This is a genomic window from Mesorhizobium carmichaelinearum (assembly GCF_900199455.1).
Taxonomy (GTDB): Bacteria; Pseudomonadota; Alphaproteobacteria; order Rhizobiales; family Rhizobiaceae; genus Mesorhizobium; species Mesorhizobium carmichaelinearum.
This window is the reverse complement of sequence record NZ_FZQR01000112.1, coordinates 1-1,360: the sequence shown is the minus strand read 5'-3', so window position 1 is coordinate 1,360 and position 1,360 is coordinate 1. Positions and strand designations below refer to the sequence as shown.

Here is a 1,360-nt window from a genome sequence, read left to right as displayed (position 1 = left end):
CTAGGCCGTGAACTCATAATGCGGAATGATCGAGATGGTGGTGGAAGCGGACGTTGACATCAATCTTCGGGTGCTCAAAAAAGGGCGCAAGGATGGATGCGCCGTGAGTGGTCTCCGATGATCGATGCACAGAGGCTACTGCCGCGGAGCAAGCACGATGTCGATTCCATCCCTTTCATTATCAAAGCGGGCTATCCCGCGATCGCGCCAATACTGGACGAACTGTTGGATTGGACGGCCGATAGCAATTGGCCGGTAGCTAGACCTCTCGCTGATTTCCTCGTTACCTTGGGGACACCGCTGATTGATCCGATTTCGCGGATCCTTAAAGGAACCGATGGAGCTCAAAAGTATCACTGCATAACTCTGCTCATACGGAGATTGCCGATCGACGTTCTCGGTGGCTTGGAAGAGGATCTGCGGCAACTAGCGGATCACCCAGACGAAGATGACAAACGAGAGGGCATCGATATTGAAGCGAGTGAAGTCTTGCTTCATTTCGAACGCGACCATTGGCCATGATTTATGTCCGCAACAGGTCGTTTTTCCGACTGACACTTTCATATATCGGCGGAATCTGATTCAGGCTCGACATGAGCCAATATGACCTTACCGACTTCGAATGGCGTGTGATCAAGCCACAGTTGCCCAACAAGCCGCGAGGCGTGCCGCGTGTTGACGACCGGCGGGTGCTCAACGGCATCTTCTGGGTACTGCGATCCGGTGCGCCATGGCGCGATCTGCCAGAGCGATACGGCCCACGCACCACCTGCTACAATCGCTTTGTCCGATGGCGGAAAGCAGGTGTGTGGGACCGCCTCATGGCCAACATTACCAAAGCCCATGACGGCGAGGTTCAGATGATCGATACCTCAATCGTTCGCGTCCACCAGCAGGGCGCGACGGCAAAAAGGGGGGTCGAGATCATTGTCTGGGTCGATCCCGAGGCGGGCTGACAACCAAAATCCATGCTCTTGTGGACGCCAAAGGCAGGCCGATCAAGCTGATGCTCACGGCAGGTCAGATGAGTGACATCGCCTCCGCAGCGGACTTGATCACGGATTTGCCCGAGGGTGCCATGCTACTCGCCGACAAGGGCTATGATGCCAACGCCTTGCGCACTGTCGTCACCGAGCGAAAGGCATGGGCCAACATCCCGCCCAAGGCCAACCGCAAGGACCCGATCTGCTTCAGTCCCTTCCTCTACAAGGCGCGCAACCTCGTCGAGCGCTTCTTCAATAAGGCCAAGCAGTTCCGCCGTATTGCCACCCGCTACGACAAGCTGGCTGAGAACTATCTTGCCGCCCTCAAGCTCGTTACAATCCGCATCTGGCTACGCGGTAATGAGTCTACGTCCTAG

2 protein-coding genes are annotated in these 1,360 nt (G+C 56.1%); both read left to right on the top strand.

Translation table 11 applies throughout. The annotated features are described in order from the left end of the window. The first annotated feature begins 117 nt into the window (after positions 1-117). Positions 118-522: a DUF5071 domain-containing protein gene (locus CKW40_RS42205; RefSeq protein WP_095205381.1), complete on the top strand. Its 405-nt coding sequence runs from the start codon at positions 118-120 to the stop codon at positions 520-522. A 71-nt stretch (positions 523-593) separates the two neighbouring features. Next, a protein-coding gene (locus tag CKW40_RS42200; RefSeq protein WP_095205380.1) for an IS5 family transposase occupies positions 594-1,360 on the top strand; the annotation gives its coding sequence in 2 pieces (ribosomal slippage) (positions 594-918 and positions 918-1,360; 768 coding nt in all).

What these genes read in the sequence shown, in the direction of transcription:
- CKW40_RS42205 (WP_095205381.1), top strand. Translation starts at nt 118, where the DNA reads ATGATCGATGCACAGAGGCTACTGCCGCGGAGCAAGCACGATGTCGAT.